Genomic DNA, 17,293 nt, shown 5'->3' with positions numbered 1-17,293 from the left:
ATCAGTGATTTTCAGTCAGAAACGGATCGCGTCGCGTGATGTTCCCCTCCTCCCGCCGCAGCCGTAGCCGCGCCATCATCCTCGCCGTGGCCGGCGCCCTCGCCGCGGTCCTGCCCATGGCCGGCCTTTCCGCCGCGCGGGCGACGCCGTCGCTGGTGGTGGACATCGACAGCGGCAAGGTGCTGCTGGCGGAGGAGGCGACCAAGCCCTGGTACCCGGCCTCCATCACCAAGCTGATGACCGCCTATGTCACCTTCCGCGCGCTCAAGGCGGGCCGGCTGACCGAAAGCACGCTGATCGGCGTCTCGCCGCTGGCCGCCTCGCAGGCGCCGTCCAAGATGGGCTTCGTGCCGGGCACGCAGCTCACCGTCGACAACGCCCTGAAGATGATGCTGGTCAAGTCGGCGAACGACATGGCCTATGTGATCGCCGAAGGCGTCAGCGGCTCGGTTCCGGCCTTCGTGGAGGAGATGAACCAGGCGGCGCGCGACCTCGGCATGACCGGCTCGCATTTCGCCAATCCGAACGGCCTGCCCGATCCCAACAACATCACCACCGCCCGCGACCTCGCGGTGCTGGTGCGCGCCATCGTGCTCGAATATCCCGAGCATGAGCAGCTGTTCCGCATCCCGGCGATGAAGATCGGCAACAATGTCGTGCGCAGCTACAACAAGCTGATCGACCGCTATCCGGGCGCCGACGGCATGAAGACCGGCTTCATCTGTGCCTCCGGCTTCAACCTGGCCGCCACCGCCCATCGGGGCAACAAGCGCCTGCTGGCCATCGTGCTCGGCACCAGCTCCGGCAAGGAGCGCACCGAGCAGGCGGCGCTGCTGCTGGAGCGGGGCTTCAACCAGTCCTGGCAGATCTTCGGCAGCGTCGCCCCGACGGTGGATTCGCTCCGCAACGAGGCCGGCCCGCCCACCGACATGCGCGCCCAGGTGTGCGGCGCCAAGCGCAAGACCATCGCCTCCGAGGCCGACGACGACAGCGGCCCGGCGCCGGCCGGCTTCGCCGCCGCCGGCATGGGCGCGCTCGGCGCCAACGTGACCGGCGCCAGCCTGCTGCAGAACCTGCCGCCCTCCATGCCGCCGGTCGAGGTGTTCGTCGGGCCGACCCCGAACCCCGCGGCGCTCGCCGCCGCCTACCCGGCGCCGGCGCCGAAGAAGACCGCCACCGGCAGCAAGAAAGTGACCGGCGCCAAGCAGGTGGCCATTCCCGTGGCGCCGCCCAAACCCGGTTCCAAGCCCGGATCCAAGTCGAAGACCAAGCCGGAAAACACGGTGATGACGGATTCGACGGGCGATGCCACCCCGGCCGCCGGCGCGGCGGCCAAGCCCCCGGCAGCCAAGCCCGCGACCTCGAAGCCCGCCGCCTCGAAGCCGACGGCGGCCGCCGCCAAGCCCAAGCCCGCGGCGAAGCCGGCCGCCAAGCCCGCCGCCAAGCCGGCGGCGGCATCCGGCTCGCAGCCCACCATCATCGTCGCGCCGGTCCCCGCCCCCGCCCCGGCGGCGCAGTAGCCTCGACATGACCGAACCGACGCCTCGGCAGCCGGAGCCGATCCCGGTCACGCTGCTCACCGGCTTCCTCGGCGCCGGCAAGACCACGCGGCTCAACGCCCTGCTCGCGGACCCGGACCTCAAGGACACCGCCGTGCTCATCAACGAGTTCGGCGAGATCGGGCTCGATCATCTGCTGGTGCAGCATTTCGACGACGCCACGGTGCTGCTCGCCTCGGGCTGCCTGTGCTGCACGGTGCGCGGCGATCTGGTCGAGGGACTGGAGCACCTGTTGCGCCGGATGGACAACGGCGTCATTCCGCCGTTCCGGCGGGTGATGATCGAGACCACCGGCCTCGCCGACCCGGCGCCGATCCTGCATGTGCTGATGATGCACCCCTACCTCGTCATGCGCTTCCGCCTCGCCGGGGTGGTGACGGTGGTCGATGCGGTGAACGGGCTGGCGACGCTCGACGCCCATCCCGAGGCGGTGAAGCAGGTGGCCATCGCCGACCGGCTGGTCGTCACCAAGACCGACCTTCTCGACACGCCGGAGCGGCAGGCGGGTTTCGCCGCCCTCCAGGCCCGGCTGGATCTTCTCGCTCCCGGCGCCGTCCGCCTCGACGCCGCGAAGGGCGAGGCGACGCCGGCGGCCTTGCTCGATGCCGGTCTCTACGATCCGGCGACCAAGATTCCCGATGTCCGGCGCTGGCTCAACGCCGAGGCGGTCGAGGCGGCGGAAGCCGCGCAACGCGGCCATTCCCACGACGCCAACCGCCATGACGACCGCATCCGCGCCTTCACCGTCGCCACCGAGGCGCTCGTGCCGGCCGCGGCGCTCGACATGTTCCTCGAGCTTGTGCGCGGCATGCATGGCGACAAGCTGCTGCGCCTCAAGGGCATCGTTCGGCTGGCCGAGGATCCGGCGCGGCCGCTGGTGCTGCACGGCGTGCAGCATGTGCTGCACCCGCCGAGCCAGCTGGCCGACTGGCCGGACGAGGATCGCCGCACCCGCCTCGTGATGATCGTGCGCGATGTCGAGCCGGCGGTGATCCGCCGGCTGTTCGATGCCTTCATGGGACTGCCAGCGCCGGACCAGCCGGACGGCAGAGCGCTCACCGACAACCCGCTCGCCCCGGCGACGCTGCGCCGCTAGATGGACAACGGCGAGACGCGGCGCCCGCGCCTCGCCTATTGCCCGGAGACGGTCGCGCCGCCGAAGGTGACGGTGGTCGCGCCGGAGGCGGCGGGCGCCGAGCCGGCCGGTGCCGCCGCGGCCTGGGCGGCGGCTTCCACCTTCGGATCCGGCTTGCCGAGCACCATGGCCCAGTAGACGCGGTAGCGGCTGCGCGGCACCGCCACGGCGGCGATGCCGATCTTGGTCATGCCCGGCGCCAGCATGTTCTTGTTGTGCGAGGGCGAGTCCCGCCAGCCGGAGAAGGCCTCGGCGAGCGTGTGATAGCCGGCGCCGACATTCTCCACCGCCGTCAGCCCGGTCCAGCCGGCCGATTTCAGCCGCTGCACGAAGCCGCGCCCGCCCACCGAGTGGGAGAGCTCGTCCGCCGCCGCCATCGCCTTGGCCTGCTGCTCGGCCACGCGCATCAGCACCGGGTCGAGGGCCACGGCGGGCAGGCCGCGGCCGCGCCGATAGTCGGACACCAGCGAGGCGGCCGCCTCGGGATCGAGCTGCCCGCCCTTGGAGAGGTCGGCATAGAAGGTGGGATCGGTCGCCACCGGCGGCGGCGCGGCGCAGCCGGCCAGCGCGAGCGGCAGCAGCAGCGCGCCGGCCATCAGGCGCGGAAGGACACGGCGCGGGATCGGGAAACCAGGCATGCAAGCCTCTCGGGGGCAGGAGGAGAAAGCGCGAATCAGGATCGAGGCCGGAGCATGTGCCCCAAAGGTTGAAAGACCTTTGCGCGGCCCGCCCGCGGATGAGGGCGGCGCGCGGCTCAGCCGTCCTCGCCCGCCGTGGGGTCGGGGGCGTCCAGCGAGCCGCCGCGATAGATGTTCCAGGGCGTGTAGGGAATGCCGATGCGCGCCTGCTTCATCCGGTCGAGCACCGCGAAATGCAGGTCGCTCTTCACGGTCAGCGCATAGTCGACATTGGCGACCACGCAGCGCAGCTCGAACTGCAGGTAGCTGTCGCCGAACTTGACGAGGAACACCCGCGGCGGCGGCGAGCGCAGCACCTGCGGATGGTCGCAGGCGCAGCCGATCAGGAGGTCGCGCACCGCCTCGGCGTCGGCGTCGTAGGCGACGTTGATCTGCAGGATGATGCGCCCGGTGGTGTTGGCGTGGGTGTAGTTCTTGACGAGGCCGGTGATCAGGTCGGAATTCGGGATCAGCACGGCGGCGCGGTCGAAGGTCTCGATCTCGGTGGCGCGCACCGAGATGCGGCGCACATAGCCTTCCTCGCCCTTGACGTTGATGGTGTCGCCGACGCGGATCGGCCGCTCGGCGAGCAGGATCAGGCCGGAGACGAAGTTCGACACGATCGATTGCAGGCCGAAGCCGATACCCACCGACAGCGCACCGGCGACCAGCGCGATGTTCTGCAGGTTGAGGCCGATCTGCCCCATCGCCATGGCGATCACCGCCAGCGAGATCACATAGCCGATGATGGTGGCGATGGAGTTCTGCAGGCCGGGATCGAAGGCGGTGCGCGGCAGGATCGCCACCGAGACCCAGCGCTGGATGGCGCGGGCGATGAGGATGCCCACCACCAGGAACAGCACGGCATAGAGGATGTCGCCGATCGTCACCGTCGAGGTGCCGATGGTGAAGCCGAAGGTGATGCGGCTGACCACGTCGCGCAGGTCGGCGGTGGAGGTGCCCCAGGTGCCGACCACCACGACGATGGCGAGCACGATCACCACCACCTTGAGCACGCCGGCCACCAGCACGGCGATCAGCTCGAGGCTGGCCGGGCGCACGCCCAGCGTGCGCGCCGCCATCTTCGCCTTGTGGCCCTGGGCGATGCCCTCGATGAAGAAGGCGTTGATCAGCGCCACCACCACATAGACGAACAGCGCGAACACCACCGCCACCAGCGAGCGCGAGGCGAGGAAGCTCGCAAGGCTGACATAGCCGGCCAGCAGCGCGCCGAGCACGACGAAGTTCAGCACCCAGAAGGGGAAGCGCGCCCATTGCAGCGCGGCGGCGGAAGCGACGGCGAGCGCGCTCTCCGGCTGGCCGTCTCCCGCCGGCGCACCGGCCGCGGCCTCCGCCGCCGGCTCGTCGTCGGCGGCCAGCGCCCGCACCGTGGAGATGGCGATGATCGCCAGGCCGAGCGCCAGCAGGGCGTTGGTGGCGACGGTCAGCGCCACCGGCGTCACCAGGGCCCGGTGAAGGCTGGAGAGGAAGGCGGCGGCGCCGAGCAGCCAGACACCGGTGACGACATGCCGGTAGAGCAGGCTCGCGACCGCGTCGCTCACCGGCACCGCCCGCCGCCAGGGCTCGTCGGGCGCCAGCGCGGCGAGCAGCATGCCCCGCCCGGCGCTGACGACCACCACCGCCAAGAGCACGCCCTGCATGACCTCGAGCACCCGGGCCGGCAGCACGTCGAGGCCGTCGAGCAGCGCGATCGAGGCGACGACGCCGAGGATCGGCGGCACCACGGCGACGAGGCCGGTGAGCAGCGAGGCGTTGCAGGCCTGCAGGCGTGGCAGCGGCTCCTCGCCCAGCTCCCGCTTCAGCCGGCGCAGCGGCCGGGCCAGGAGCCGGCGCAGCATCCCCGCCAGCGCCCCGATGCCGAGGACGACCAGCGCCAGCAGCAACTGGCCCCATGGCGGCATGCGGCTGCCGGCATAGGCCTGCCAGTCGCTGAGAAGGTAGCGGACGCCCCGTCCCTCCATGGCGAGGGCGCTGGCCGAGGACAGCCACAATTCGGGATTGAGGATGGAGAAGGAGCGCGCCAGCAGCTGGTCGGTGAACAATGCCCGGCGGCGGCTGGTGATGCGGTCCGACAGCTGGTCGCCACGCGTGCTGAGCAGCCGCACCTGCTTGGCCAGCCCCTCCACCTCGGCGGCCTGCGCGGTGAGTTCGTCGCGCTGGGCGGTGACGGAGGCATTCTCCGGCGGCGCGTCGGCCGCCGGCTTCGGCCCCAGCTCCTGGATGCGGTGGTTGAGGTCACTCACCATCGGCTCGAGCACCGCGGCCGCCGCCGTCAGATCGGCGCGTACCGGATCGAGACGCGAGCGCAGCTCGTCGAGATCCTGCGAGCGCAAGCCGTCGCGCCCGAGGCCCCCTTCCACGCTGTCGACCACCGCGCGCTGGCCTTCCAGGCGATCATGCACGCTCTTGGCGTCGAGCGTCGTCTGGGCGTGGGCGCCGGCGACGAAGGCCAGCGCGAGCAGCAGCGCCACCGCGGCGCGCAGGAAGATGCCGGGCACGGCATCGGGGACGAGGCGGCGAGAAATGACCATGAACCGGACGCAGTCGATGAGGATGGACCTGTCTCTCGCCCGATCGCGGCCAAGTCAAGGCAGCAGGTCAAGGCGGCCCGGTCGGGAGGGCGTGGCCAGCGGGTCGCGCCGCGCTCATCGCCCGAAGACGGCCGGCCGTCGGCGAGGCCTCGCCCCGCCAGACGGTCAGTGGCCGCGATGCGGCCGCGGCAGCATCCGGTCCTGCAATTCGAACGCGGAGGAAAACACCGCCGAGACGTCGCCCATCATCTCCCGCAGCCAGGAAAACGGCGTCGCCCGCGGCGTGCGCATATGGCCGACCATCTCGGTCTCGTCGAGCGAGAAATCCGCTTCGTGACGCAGCGCGATGCTCTTCATCCGGCCGTTATTGGGCAGGAACACCACTTCGAGATCCTCGATGCCGCGATTCTGCGCCAGCAGCACCAGCTGGCGCATCAGCGCCGAGCCGATGCCCTTGCCCTGCCAGTCGCGTTCGACGCTGAAGGCCGCCTCGGCGGCGACCGGCCGGCCCGGCTTCTTCGGCAGGGGATGCAGTTCGGCGACGGCACGCAGCTGGCCATCGGCGAAATAGCCGACCAGCAGCTTGTCGCCCTCGACCGCGCGGCTGGCATGGCGGGCCAGCGCGGCATCGGACACCACGCCGCCGAAGCGCATGAAGCGGCTCAGCGGATCGAGGCGCATCAGATGGTCGAGGAAATCCTGCCGCTCGGCGGGCACGATCTTGCGGATCACGCCCTCGGCGACGGCCTCGCTCCGCGAGGCGGGGGCCTCGGCGGGCTTTCCGGGCGGGAGCGTCTCGATCATCGGCGTTCCGGGCATCGCATCCACCGCCATATTGCGGCGCGACATACATATTCGCACCGCAGCATCGAACAACCGGCAGCCCTGCATGGCTCGCATGCAGCCGGCGCGACGCTGAGGTGATCCCGCACCGCACCCGCGCAGGCGGCAAAGCCGGGAAAGACTGTGTGGAAGCAGGCGGGGACGGTCAAGCGGCAACACGGGTCGCGCCGGGCGGCGGGCACGCAGCCGGCCGGTTTTCTTGCGATGAATCCCGTCCAGGGACGATCGACCGGGCCCGATATTGCAATCGCGCACGTTCCGCCTGAACCTTTCGTCCAAGGCGACCCGGCGCCTCCTTGCTGGACCGTCGCCGCCTCGCTAGGTGTGCGCGGCACAATGTGAGGAGTTCGCCAGATGGACGTCGCGGCAGAAGCGGGCGGATCGGTTCTCGCGGCGCGGTATGTCGCCCGCATGGCGGCCGGCGACATCCTGCCCGATGCCGGGCAGGCCAAGGTGGTCACCGCGCTGTCCCGGCTGGAGCAGCGCATCGCCACCCGCCGCCTCGCCCGCAAGTCCTCGGCGCTCGGCTGGCTGTTCGCCAAGCGGGACGTGCAGGAGCCGCCGCCGCGCGGGCTCTACATCCACGGCTCGGTCGGCCGCGGCAAGACCATGCTGGTCGACCTGTTCTATGATTGCGTGGCCGTGCGCAAGCGCAAGCGCCGCGCGCATTTCCATGAATTCATGGCCGACGTGCACGCCCGCATCTTCCAGGTTCGCAGCGACATGAAGGCCGGCAAGCTCAAGGATGCCGATCCCATCGCCGTCGTCGCCAAGGCGCTGGCCGAGGAAGCCTGGCTGTTGTGCTTCGACGAGTTCCACGTCACCGACATCGCCGACGCGATGATCCTCGGCCGGCTGTTCGAGAAGCTGTTCGACGCCGGGGTCGTCATCGTCGCCACCTCCAACGTCGCCCCGGAAAACCTCTATGAGGGCGGCCTCAACCGCGCGCTGTTCCTGCCCTTCATCAAGCTGATCGAGGCGCATATGGACGTGGTGCGCATCGATTCGCCCACCGATTACCGCATGGAGAAGCTCGGCGGCGCCCGCATCTGGTACGTGCCGGGCGAGCACGGCACCCCCGCCGAGGTCGACCGTGAGGTGGAGAAGATCTGGCACCGCCTCGCCGGCGCCGATGGCGGCGCCCCGGCGAACGTGGTCTCCGGCGGGCGCAATCTTCGCGTGCCGAAGGCGGGCGGCGGCGCGGCGCGCTTCTCCTTCGCCGATCTGTGCGAGGCGCCGCTCGGCGCGTCGGATTACCTTCGCCTCGCCCGCACCTATCACACGCTCGTCATCGACCATGTGCCGGTAATGGATCAGGACAAGCGCAACGAGGCCAAGCGCTTCATCACCCTGATCGACGAGCTCTACGACAAGGGCGTCAAGCTCGTCGCCTCGGCGGCGGCGGAGCCGGAGGAACTCTATCGCGGCACCGAGGGAGCCGAGGCGTTCGAATGGGCGCGCACGGTCTCGCGCCTGCACGAGATGCGCTCGGCCGACTACCTGGCGCGTCCGCATGGACGCGGCGATTCGCAAGCCAGCGGCAACACCACCGGCCTCGTCGAGACCTGACCGGCCACGCACGGAAGACGACGGAGCGGGACGACACCATGAAACATCCGCCCCCCGCCCCGGACGACGCCGAGCACCCTCACCGGCACCGCTGCGCCATCACCGGCGCGCCGCTCTCCCGTCACGACGGCGAGCGGCTGGATGCGCTGCGCCCGGCGCTCGCCGCCCATATCCGCGCCGCCCACCCGGGCATTGCGGACGACGCCCTCCTCTCCCGCGAGGCGATCGCCGCCGAACGCGCCAACATGATCGCCGAGACGCTGCAGGCCGAGCGCGGCGACCTCTCGCAGATCGAGCGCGACGTCATCGAGAGCCTCACCCATCACGAGACGCTGGCCGCCAATGTCGAGGAGGAGCTGGACGAGGGGCGCAGCCTCGGCGAGCGCGCCGCCGACGTGATCGCCAGCTTCGGCGGCAGCTGGACCTTCATCATCGGCTTCTGCTCGCTGCTGGTGGTGTGGATGATCGTCAACACCGCGCTGCTCGCGGCCGGCGCCTTCGATCCCTATCCCTTCATCCTGCTCAATCTCGTGCTGTCCTGCATCGCCGCGCTGCAGGCGCCGATCATCATGATGAGCCAGAAGCGGCAGGAGGCGAAGGATCGCAAGCGCTCGGAGAACGACTACCGGGTCAACCTCAAGGCGGAGCTGGAGATCCGGCACCTGCACGAGAAGATCGACCACATGCTGACCCGGCAATGGGAGCGCCTCGCCGAGATCCAGTCGATCCAGATCGAGCTGATGGAGGAGGTGCTGCAGCGCCGGCGCTGACCCGGCTGGCGCCCCGCCGGGCAAAGCCCCCCGCCCGAAGGTCTGCATGGTGCTGCGGCACCGCTTCCGACGGTCGTCATCGATTCGTCATCGCATCCGGCGGAGCGGGATGGTGATCGGCCGATCACGCGATAGTCATGTCGAAGACACAGATCAGGTATTCGGCATGCCATATGCCACGATCATCGTCGTAAAGTCGTAGACGCCAATGTTTACACTACCGGCCATCCTCGCTTGAACCCTCCGGCGAGAAGGGTTATCGGAAGCCGGCGCGGCACTTCGCCGCTTTTTCCCACGGATCGTCAGGAAATCTCATGGCTCGAGCAAAGATTGCACTGATCGGGGCCGGTCAGATCGGGGGCACGCTCGCCCTCCTCACGGGTCTCAAGGAGCTTGGGGACATTGTCCTCTTCGACGTCGTCGAAGGTGTTCCGCAGGGCAAGAGCCTCGACATCGCGGAGGCGTCGCCGGTCCTCGGCTTCGACGCCACCTATGCCGGCACCAACAGCTACGAGGCAATCGCGGGCGCCGACGTCATCATCGTCACCGCCGGCGTGCCGCGCAAGCCGGGCATGAGCCGCTCCGACCTTCTCGACATCAACCTGAAGGTGATGCAGCAGGTCGGCGAAGGCATCAAGCAATACGCTCCCGACGCCTTCGTGATCTGCATCACCAACCCGCTCGACGCCATGGTGTGGGCGCTGCAGAAGGCCTCCGGCCTGCCCACCAACAAGGTGGTCGGCATGGCCGGCGTGCTGGATTCGGCGCGCTTCCGCTATTTCCTCGCCGACGAGTTCAAGGTCTCGGTGGAGGACGTCACCGCCTTCGTGCTCGGCGGCCATGGCGACGACATGGTGCCGCTGGTGCGCTATTCCGGCGTCGCCGGCATCCCGCTGCCGGACCTCGTCGAGATGGGCTGGACCACCCAGGCCAAGGTCGACGCCATCGTCGAGCGCACCCGCAAGGGCGGCGGCGAGATCGTCAACCTGCTGAAGACCGGCTCCGCCTTCTACGCCCCAGCCGCCTCGGCGATCGAGATGGCGACCTCCTATCTGCGCGACAAGCGGCGCCTGCTGCCGGCCGCCGCCTATCTGTCGGGCGAGTACGGGCTGAGCGACCTCTATCTCGGCGTGCCCGTCATCATCGGCGCCAACGGCGTGGAGAAGATCGTCGAGATCGCGCTCGACGCCAATGAGCAGGCCATGCTCGACAAGTCGGTCGCCTCGGTGAAGGAACTGGTCGCCGAGTGCCAGAAGATCGCGCCCGGCCTCGCGGCGTGAACGATACGAGGTCCCCGGCGGTACCTGGCCGCCGGGGATCTCGGTACCTATCTTGCTTGTGCCGGGAGGCCGGGCGACGTGCGTGCGCCGGAATGATCGAGCCGGGTCAAGAACGGGCGAGATCATCGTTTTTTGCAGGCCCGCGCCGCAATCTCGCGGCATTCATGACGTCAAGACGAGCCTATATAGACTGAAGACCACAGCTTTCGTCCCCGGAACGGGGCATCGGACCGGTCCTTCTGTCGCCTGGCAGGATGGCCATCGGTGAGAAAGCGCCTCCACCGGACCGCAACGGTCCCTCAGGAGCCGACAATGTCGCGCGCGGACTCGAACGAAGCCTTCCTCAACACCTCCTTCCTCTACGGCGCCAATGCGGCCTGGATCGAGCAGCTCTATGCGAGCTACGAGGCCGATCCCGCCTCGGTCGATCCCGAGTGGCAGGCCTTCTTCGCGGCGCTGAAGGATTCGCCCGCCGACGTGGCGAAGAGCGCCCGCGGCGCCTCGTGGAAGCGGGACAACTGGCCGCTCCATGCCAATGGCGAGCTGGTCTCCGCCCTCGACGGCAACTGGATCGAGGTGGAGAAGGCGGTCGGCAGGAAGGTCGAGGCCAAGGCCGCCGAGAAGGCGCAGAAGGCCGGCGTCGAGCTCTCCGCCGCCGACGTGCAGCAGGCCACCCGCGATTCCGTCAAGGCGCTGATGATGATCCGCGCCTACCGCATGCGCGGCCATCTCCACGCCAAGCTCGACCCGCTGGGTCTGGAGCCCGAGCACCCCGCTCCCGAGCTCGACCCGGCCTCCTACGGCTTCGTCACCGAGGCCGACCTCGACCGGCCGATCTTCATCGATCACGTCCTCGGGCTCGAATTCGCCACCGTCCGCCAGATGGTGGCCGTCCTTCAGCGCACCTACTGCCAGACGCTCGGCGTCGAGTTCATGCACATCTCCTCGCCGGAGGAGAAGGCATGGATCCAGGAGCGCATCGAGGGCGTCGACAAGGAGATCACCTTCACCCCCGAGGGCAAGAAGGCGATCCTCAACAAGCTGGTCGAGGCCGAGGGCTTCGAGAAGTTCCTCGACGTCCGCTACACCGGCACCAAGCGCTTCGGCCTCGACGGCGGCGAGAGCCTGATCCCGGCGCTCGAGCAGATCATCAAGCGCGGCGGCCAGCTCGGCGTCACCGAGATCGTGTTCGGTATGGCCCATCGCGGCCGCCTCAACACGCTGACCCAGGTGATGGGCAAGCCGCACCGGGCGCTGTTCCACGAGTTCAAGGGCGGCTCCTGGGCCCCCGACGAGGTCGAGGGCTCCGGCGACGTGAAGTACCACCTCGGCGCCTCCTCGGACCGCGAGTTCGACGGCAACAAGGTGCATCTGTCGCTCACCGCCAACCCGTCGCATCTCGAGATCGTCGACCCGGTGGTGCTCGGCAAGTGCCGCGCCAAGCAGGACGCGCTGGGCGACACCGAGCGCACCCAGGTGCTGCCGCTGCTGCTGCACGGCGACGCCGCCTTCGCCGGCCAGGGCGTGGTGGCCGAGTGCTTCGGCCTGTCCGGCCTGAAGGGGCACCGCACCGGCGGCTCGATCCACTTCATCATCAACAATCAGATCGGCTTCACCACCTATCCGCGCTTCTCGCGCTCCTCGCCCTATCCGTCGGACGTGGCGAAGACCATCGAGGCGCCGATCTTCCATGTGAACGGCGACGACCCGGAGGCCGTGACCTTCGCCGCCAAGATCGCCATCGAGTTCCGCCAGCGCTTCCGCAAGCCGGTGGTCATCGACATGTTCTGCTACCGCCGCTTCGGCCACAATGAAGGCGACGAGCCCGCCTTCACCCAGCCGCTGATGTACAAGGCGATCAAGCAGCACCCGACCACGCTGGAGCTCTATTCCCGGAAGCTCGAGGCCGAGGGCGTCGTCGACGCCGCCGAGTTCGACCGCATGAAGGCCGAGTGGCGCTCGCGCCTCGATGCCGAATACGACGCCGGCCAGGCCTACAAGCCGAACAAGGCCGACTGGCTCGACGGCCGCTGGGCCGGCCTGAAGGCGGCGGCGGATGCCGACGATCCGCGCCGCGGCAATACCGGCGTCGACATCGACGAGCTCAAGGAAATCGGCACCCGCATCACCACGGTGCCGGAAGGCTTCCAGGTCCACCGCACCATCCAGCGCTTCCTCGATGCCCGCGCCAAGGCGATTTCCGACGGCCAGGGCATCGACTGGTCGACCGCCGAGGCGTTGGCCTTCACCACGCTGCAGCTCGACGGCCACCCGGTGCGCCTGTCCGGCCAGGATTGCGAGCGCGGCACCTTCTCGCAGCGCCATTCGGTGCTGATCGACCAGCAGAACGAGGACCGCTACACCCCGTTCAACCATGTGCGCGAGGGCCAGGCGCATTACGAGGTCATCAACTCGATGCTCTCGGAAGAGGCGGTGCTCGGCTTCGAGTACGGCTATTCGCTGTCCGAGCCCAACGCCCTGGTGCTGTGGGAGGCGCAGTTCGGCGACTTCGCCAATGGCGCGCAGGTGGTGTTCGACCAGTTCCTGTCCTCGGGCGAGCGCAAGTGGCTGCGCATGTCCGGCCTCGTCTGCCTGCTGCCGCACGGCTATGAGGGCCAGGGGCCGGAGCATTCCTCCGCCCGCCTGGAGCGCTATCTGCAGATGTGCGCCGAGGACAACATGCAGGTCGCCAACCTGACGACGCCGGCAAACTATTTCCACGCCCTGCGCCGCCAGCTGAAGCGCGACTTCCGCAAGCCGCTGATCCTGATGACGCCGAAGAGCCTGCTCCGCCACAAGCGCGCGGTCTCCACGCTTGCCCAGTTCGGCGCCGGCACCTCGTTCCATCGCGTGCTGTGGGACGACGCCCAGAACGAGCATGTGGTGAAGGGGCCGGAATCGGTCACGCTGCAGGCCGACGACAAGATCCGTCGCGTCGTGCTGTGCTCGGGCAAGGTCTATTATGACCTGTTCGAGGAGCGCGAGCGCCGCGGCATCGACGACATCTACCTGATGCGCATCGAGCAGCTGTTCCCGTTCCCGCTGAAGACGCTGGTGCAGGAATTGTCGCGCTTCAAGCAGGCGGAGATCGTCTGGTGCCAGGAAGAGCCGAAGAACCAGGGCGCCTGGGCCTTCGTGCAGCCTTATCTGGAATGGGTGCTGGAACAGGCGGGCGGCGTGTCGAAGCGGCCGCGCTATGCCGGCCGGCCGGCCTCGGCGGCCACCGCCACCGGCCTGATGTCGAAGCATCTCGCCCAGCTGAAGGCGTTCCTGCAAGACGCCTTGGATTGATACGCGGTCAACTGACGAACCGAAGGGAGCGCCGGCCATGCGGCCGGCTCAAGGGTAGGTAAGGGAAAACGAGCATGGCCACCGAGATCCGCGTTCCGACGCTGGGCGAATCGGTCACCGAAGCGACCATCGGCAAGTGGTTCAAGAAGGCCGGCGAGGCCGTCGCCGCCGACGAGCCGATCGTCGAGCTTGAGACCGACAAGGTCACCATCGAGGTGCCGGCCCCCGCCGCCGGCGTGCTCTCCGAGATCGTCGCCAAGGACGGTGAGACCGTCGGCGTCGGCGCCCTGCTCGGCTCCATCGGTGCCGGCTCGGGCGCGGCGGCCGCGCCCGCCGCCGCGGCTCCCGCACCGGCCAAGGCCGAGGCCCCGAAGCCGGCTCCCGCCGCTCCCGCCACCGCGGCCCCTGCCGCGGCTGCCGCCGCCGCGTCCGGCTCCAACGGCCCGGCGGTCGCCAAGCTGGCCGCCGAGACCGGCATCAACCCGGCCCTGCTCGCCGGCTCCGGCAAGGACGGCCGGGTGACCAAGGGCGACATGCTCGCCGCCCTCGCGACGCCGGCCGCCGCGCCCGCCCCCGTGGCGGCCCGGGCGCCCTCGACGCCCGACGACGCCGCGCGCGAGGAGCGGGTCAAGATGACCAAGCTGCGCCAGACCATCGCCAAGCGGCTGAAGGACGCGCAGAACTCCGCCGCCATGCTCACCACCTTCAACGATGTCGACATGTCGGCGGTGATGAGCCTGCGCGCGCAGTACAAGGACGTGTTCGAGAAGAAGCACGGCGTGAAGCTCGGCTTCATGGGCTTCTTCACCAAGGCGGTCATCCAGGCGCTGAAGGATGTGCCGGAGGTGAATGCCGAGATCGACGGCCAGGACCTGATCTACAAGAACTATTACAACGTCGGCATCGCCGTCGGCACCGACAAGGGCCTCGTCGTGCCGGTGGTGCGCGACGCCGACCAGCTCTCCATCGCCGGCATCGAGAAGGCCATTGCCGGCTATGGCCGCAAGGCGCGCGACGGCAAGCTCGGCATCGAGGACATGCAGGGCGGCACCTTCACCATCACCAATGGCGGCATCTACGGCTCGCTGATGTCCACCCCGATCCTCAACGCGCCGCAGTCGGGCATTCTCGGCATGCACCGCATCGAGGAGCGCCCGGTGGCGATCAAGGGCCAGGTGGTCATCCGCCCGATGATGTACCTCGCGCTCAGCTACGACCACCGCATCGTCGACGGCAAGGGCGCGGTGACCTTCCTCGTCCGCGTCAAGGAAGCGCTGGAAGATCCGACCCGCCTCGTGCTGGACCTGTGATCGCCTCCGAGGCATCCCCTGAGCGGCCGGTCCGACCGGCCGCTTCTCGCATCTGCTAGAACGCGCGGCCGGCCGATCCGGCCGTTCCCCTCAACGGGTGGAAATCAATGTCCTACGACCTGATCGTCATCGGCACCGGCCCGGGCGGCTATGTCTGCGCCATCCGCGCCTCGCAGCTCGGCCTCAAGGTCGCGGTGGTGGAGAAGCGCGCCACCTTCGGCGGCACCTGCCTCAATGTCGGCTGCATCCCCTCCAAGGCGCTGCTGCACGCCTCCGAGCTGTTCGAGGAAGCCGGCCACTCCTTCGCCAATATGGGCATCGTGGTCGACAAGCCGAAGCTCGACCTGCCGGCGCTGCTCGGCTTCAAGGACAAGGCGGTGGACGGCAACACCAAGGGTGTCGCCTTCCTGATGAAGAAGAACAAGATCGACACCTTCCACGGCACCGCCACCATCGCCGCGCCGGGCAAGGTCGAGGTCGCGCTCGCCGACGGCGGCAAGCAGTCGCTGGAATCGAAGGCCATCGTCATCGCCACCGGCTCGGACGTGGCGAAGCTGCCGGGCATCGAGATCGACGAGCAGCGCATCGTCTCCTCCACCGGCGCCATCGCGCTTCCCAAGGTGCCGGGCAAGCTGATCGTGGTCGGCGCCGGCGTCATCGGGCTGGAGCTCGGCTCGGTGTGGCGCCGCCTCGGCGCCGAGGTCACGGTGGTCGAGTTCCTCGACCGCATCCTGCCGGGCATGGACGGCGAGGTCGCCAAGTCGTTCCAGCGCATCCTGGAAAAGCAGGGCATCGCCTTCAGGCTCGGCGCCAAGGTCACCGGCGTCGACACCTCCGGCGCCACGCTGAAGGCCTCCATCGAGCCCGCCGCCGGCGGCGCCGCCGAGACGCTGGAAGCCGATGTCGTGCTGGTCGCCATCGGCCGTGTCGCCTACACCGAAGGCCTCGGCCTGGAGGCGCTGGGCGTCGAGAAGGACAAGCGCGGCCGCGTGGTCACCGACCATTATTTCCGCACCAACGTCCCCGGCATCTTCGCCATCGGCGATGCCATTGCCGGCCCGATGCTGGCCCACAAGGCCGAGGACGAGGGCGTGGCGCTGGCCGAGCTGCTGGCCGGCCAGGCCGGGCATGTGAATTACGACGTCATTCCCGGCGTGGTCTACACCTCGCCGGAGGTCGCCTCGGTCGGCAAGACCGAGGAGGAGCTGAAGGCCGCCGGCATCGAGTACAAGGTCGGCAAGTTCCCCTTCCTCGCCAATGGCCGCGCCAAGGCCAACGACCAGACCGAGGGCTTCGTGAAGATCCTCGCCGACGCCGCCACCGACAAGGTGCTGGGCGCCCACATCATCGGCGTCGAGGCCGGCGAGATGATCCACGAATGCGCGGTGCTGATGGAGTTCGGCGGCTCGTCCGAGGACCTCGCCCGCACCTGCCACGCCCACCCCACCCGCTCGGAGGCGGTGAAGGAGGCAGCGATGGCGGTGGAGAAGCGCGCCATCCACATGTGAACCGCCGCGATGGGGAGATCATCTCCCCGTTCCGGTCGACGGATGCCAGAACGAGAACGGCCCGGAGATCCCCTCTCCGGGCCGTTCCGTTTGCTCCGTCGGGCGGATCAGGTGCCCTGCGACGTCGTCGCCGGCTGCTTCACCGAGGCATGGCCGGGGCAATCGGCAAAGGCGGCCCCCGAAACCGCCACGGTCAGGGAAAGCGCACACAGGGCCGTCACGATCTTCTTCATGTCAGGTCTCCTCCGGTGTGGACACCCCGGCAGTCTACCCATACGTCAGGTGATGGAAAGCGCGCCGCCGGTGTCCTGTGACCGGAAATCGGGCAATTCCGCCCGGTCTCACGCAGCCGTGTAGGTCAGCGCCTCGATCCTCCAGCCGTCGGGGTCGGTGAGGAAGGCGGCATGATACCCCTCGCCATAAGGCGGGCGCAGGCCGGGCGCGCCGAAATCGGTGCCGCCATGCGTCAGTCCGGCGGCGTGGAACAGCCGCACCGCCTCCCGATCCGGTGCCAGGAAGCAGAAATGGCAGCCCGGCTGCGGCGTCACCGCATCGGCCCGGCGCTGGATCCAGAACGCCGCGGCGCCCGGCGGCCCGTCCGGCGAGGGCTGCTCGCCCGGCCGTCCCCAGCAGGCGGCGGCGCCATTGGGGTCCTGCGACGCCTCGTGGAGACGCGCCCGCCGATAGCCGAGCGGCGTCAGCACCGCGTCGTAGAAGGCCACCGAGCGCGCGAGATCGCTCACCCCGACCGACATGTGGTCGATCATCGGCAGGATCGGCCCGACTTTCGGCTCCATGG

General features: G+C 69.1%; 13 protein-coding genes. 8 read left to right on the top strand and 5 right to left on the bottom strand.

Features of this window, described 5'->3' with window-relative positions; all coding sequences use genetic code 11:
* The first annotated feature begins 38 nt into the window (after window positions 1–38).
* Window positions 39–1,520, top strand: a complete 1,482-nt coding sequence (locus KHC19_RS26205; protein WP_281418563.1) for a D-alanyl-D-alanine carboxypeptidase family protein — start codon at window positions 39–41, stop codon at window positions 1,518–1,520.
* A 7-nt stretch (window positions 1,521–1,527) separates the two neighbouring features.
* A complete protein-coding gene (locus KHC19_RS10465; RefSeq protein ID WP_213352282.1) occupies window positions 1,528–2,655 on the top strand; it encodes a CobW family GTP-binding protein in 1,128 nt (375 codons plus the stop codon).
* Between the two features lie 35 nt (window positions 2,656–2,690).
* Here the strand turns inward: KHC19_RS10465 and KHC19_RS10460 are convergent, their stop codons facing one another.
* From KHC19_RS10460 to KHC19_RS10450, 3 genes are all read right to left on the bottom strand, one after another.
* Entirely contained in the window at window positions 2,691–3,332 is a 642-nt protein-coding gene (locus KHC19_RS10460; protein WP_213352281.1) for a CAP domain-containing protein, read from the bottom strand.
* 116 nt (window positions 3,333–3,448) lie between these two features.
* A complete protein-coding gene (locus tag KHC19_RS10455; RefSeq protein WP_213352280.1) occupies window positions 3,449–5,923 on the bottom strand; it encodes a DUF3772 domain-containing protein in 2,475 nt (824 codons plus the stop codon).
* A 165-nt stretch (window positions 5,924–6,088) separates the two neighbouring features.
* On the bottom strand, window positions 6,089–6,727 hold the full coding sequence (locus KHC19_RS10450; protein WP_213352279.1) for a GNAT family N-acetyltransferase: 639 nt from the start codon (window positions 6,725–6,727) through the stop codon (window positions 6,089–6,091).
* Between the two features lie 393 nt (window positions 6,728–7,120).
* Here KHC19_RS10450 and zapE point away from each other — a divergent pair, with 393 nt between their 5' ends.
* The 6 genes from zapE to lpdA all read left to right on the top strand — a co-directional run bounded on the left by zapE (window position 7,121) and on the right by lpdA (window position 16,494).
* The gene (zapE, locus tag KHC19_RS10445; protein ID WP_213352278.1) at window positions 7,121–8,335 is read left to right on the top strand and encodes a cell division protein ZapE; all 1,215 of its coding nucleotides are present in this window, start codon (window positions 7,121–7,123) and stop codon (window positions 8,333–8,335) included.
* Between the two features lie 38 nt (window positions 8,336–8,373).
* Window positions 8,374–9,105: a DUF1003 domain-containing protein gene (locus KHC19_RS10440; protein WP_213352277.1), complete on the top strand. Its 732-nt coding sequence runs from the start codon at window positions 8,374–8,376 to the stop codon at window positions 9,103–9,105.
* 314 nt (window positions 9,106–9,419) lie between these two features.
* On the top strand, window positions 9,420–10,385 hold the full coding sequence (mdh, locus tag KHC19_RS10435; protein ID WP_213352276.1) for a malate dehydrogenase: 966 nt from the start codon (window positions 9,420–9,422) through the stop codon (window positions 10,383–10,385).
* Window positions 10,386–10,697: 312 nt separating this feature from the next.
* Window positions 10,698–13,676 (top strand): 2-oxoglutarate dehydrogenase E1 component, encoded by a 2,979-nt coding sequence (locus KHC19_RS10430; RefSeq protein ID WP_213352275.1) that lies wholly within the window; start codon window positions 10,698–10,700, stop codon window positions 13,674–13,676.
* Window positions 13,677–13,750: 74 nt separating this feature from the next.
* A complete protein-coding gene (gene odhB / locus KHC19_RS10425; protein ID WP_213352274.1) occupies window positions 13,751–14,986 on the top strand; it encodes a 2-oxoglutarate dehydrogenase complex dihydrolipoyllysine-residue succinyltransferase in 1,236 nt (411 codons plus the stop codon).
* Between the two features lie 107 nt (window positions 14,987–15,093).
* A complete protein-coding gene (gene lpdA, locus KHC19_RS10420; RefSeq protein WP_213352273.1) occupies window positions 15,094–16,494 on the top strand; it encodes a dihydrolipoyl dehydrogenase in 1,401 nt (466 codons plus the stop codon).
* 107 nt (window positions 16,495–16,601) lie between these two features.
* On the opposite strand, the gene KHC19_RS26200 is transcribed toward lpdA, so the two are convergent.
* Together KHC19_RS26200 and KHC19_RS10415 are read right to left on the bottom strand one after the other, a co-directional pair.
* The gene (locus KHC19_RS26200) at window positions 16,602–16,727 is read right to left on the bottom strand and encodes a hypothetical protein (protein WP_281418559.1); all 126 of its coding nucleotides are present in this window, start codon (window positions 16,725–16,727) and stop codon (window positions 16,602–16,604) included.
* Window positions 16,728–16,835: 108 nt separating this feature from the next.
* The gene (locus KHC19_RS10415; protein ID WP_246548633.1) at window positions 16,836–17,291 is read right to left on the bottom strand and encodes a VOC family protein; all 456 of its coding nucleotides are present in this window, start codon (window positions 17,289–17,291) and stop codon (window positions 16,836–16,838) included.
* Between the last annotated feature and the right edge of the window lie 2 nt (window positions 17,292–17,293).

Origin of the sequence: Ancylobacter oerskovii, from assembly GCF_018390555.1 — a bacterium.
GTDB lineage: Bacteria > Pseudomonadota > Alphaproteobacteria > Rhizobiales > Xanthobacteraceae > Ancylobacter > Ancylobacter oerskovii.
The sequence above is the reverse complement of the archived record's forward strand: the minus strand, read 5'-3'. Positions and strand labels throughout refer to the sequence as shown.

Excerpts from the sequence above, each read along its gene's own strand:
- odhB (WP_213352274.1), top strand. The coding sequence starts at position 13,751 with ATGGCCACCGAGATCCGCGTTCCGACGCTGGGCGAATCGGTCACCGAA.
- KHC19_RS10465 (WP_213352282.1), top strand. The coding sequence starts at position 1,528 with ATGACCGAACCGACGCCTCGGCAGCCGGAGCCGATCCCGGTCACGCTG.
- KHC19_RS26205 (WP_281418563.1), top strand. The coding sequence starts at position 39 with ATGTTCCCCTCCTCCCGCCGCAGCCGTAGCCGCGCCATCATCCTCGCC.
- mdh (WP_213352276.1), top strand. The coding sequence starts at position 9,420 with ATGGCTCGAGCAAAGATTGCACTGATCGGGGCCGGTCAGATCGGGGGC.
- KHC19_RS10460 (WP_213352281.1), bottom strand. The coding sequence starts at position 3,332 with ATGCCTGGTTTCCCGATCCCGCGCCGTGTCCTTCCGCGCCTGATGGCC.
- KHC19_RS10455 (WP_213352280.1), bottom strand. The coding sequence starts at position 5,923 with ATGGTCATTTCTCGCCGCCTCGTCCCCGATGCCGTGCCCGGCATCTTC.
- zapE (WP_213352278.1), top strand. The coding sequence starts at position 7,121 with ATGGACGTCGCGGCAGAAGCGGGCGGATCGGTTCTCGCGGCGCGGTAT.
- KHC19_RS10440 (WP_213352277.1), top strand. The coding sequence starts at position 8,374 with ATGAAACATCCGCCCCCCGCCCCGGACGACGCCGAGCACCCTCACCGG.
- KHC19_RS10430 (WP_213352275.1), top strand. The coding sequence starts at position 10,698 with ATGTCGCGCGCGGACTCGAACGAAGCCTTCCTCAACACCTCCTTCCTC.
- KHC19_RS10415 (WP_246548633.1), bottom strand. The coding sequence starts at position 17,291 with ATGGAGCCGAAAGTCGGGCCGATCCTGCCGATGATCGACCACATGTCG.
- lpdA (WP_213352273.1), top strand. The coding sequence starts at position 15,094 with ATGTCCTACGACCTGATCGTCATCGGCACCGGCCCGGGCGGCTATGTC.
- KHC19_RS10450 (WP_213352279.1), bottom strand. The coding sequence starts at position 6,727 with ATGATCGAGACGCTCCCGCCCGGAAAGCCCGCCGAGGCCCCCGCCTCG.
- KHC19_RS26200 (WP_281418559.1), bottom strand. The coding sequence starts at position 16,727 with ATGAAGAAGATCGTGACGGCCCTGTGTGCGCTTTCCCTGACCGTGGCG.